This window comes from Halomonas sp. ALS9, assembly GCF_001651035.1.
In the GTDB taxonomy this organism is placed as follows: domain Bacteria; phylum Pseudomonadota; class Gammaproteobacteria; order Pseudomonadales; family Halomonadaceae; genus Vreelandella.
Genome location: NZ_LXRG01000134.1, coordinates 1 through 453 on the forward strand (window position 1 = coordinate 1; position 453 = coordinate 453).

The window sequence follows — 453 nt, forward strand, 5'->3', positions numbered from 1 at the left end:
GAGGACGAGACCCTCAGACCGAACGGCGGCTACGGGCAGGGCATGACGTCCAGCACCGCCTAGAGCTACACCGGCAAGCCCCTGCAGCACTCCATGGGCCTGACCAACGACAGTCGCAAAACCCAGGTCACCAACACCTACGAGTGGGGCACCCAGAGACTCTCCACCTCCCGTGTCGACCGGCAGGACCAGCCCGGAGTCGACCGCCATGCCACCTACCGGTACAACGAGGCGGGCAACATCCTGTCCATCGCGGACGTCTCGCGTACCGGCACGGACAACCAGTGCTTCACCTACGACCACCTCGGCCGGCTCACCGAAGCGTGGGCCCAGCCCCTGACCACCCGTGCACCGGCCCCGGCGGGCGACAAGCTCGGCGGCCCGGCCCCGTACTGGCAGTCCTTCACCTACGACGCGGCCGGCAACCGGCAGTCCGAAATCCGGCACGACCCC

General features: G+C 68.4%; 1 protein-coding gene. It reads left to right on the forward strand.

Features of this window, described 5'->3' with window-relative positions; genetic code table 11:
• Positions 1-93: 93 nt before the first annotated feature.
• Positions 94-453: hypothetical protein (locus tag A6R74_RS10475; protein WP_205634178.1), on the forward strand; the 360-nt coding region annotated here is incomplete at its 3' end.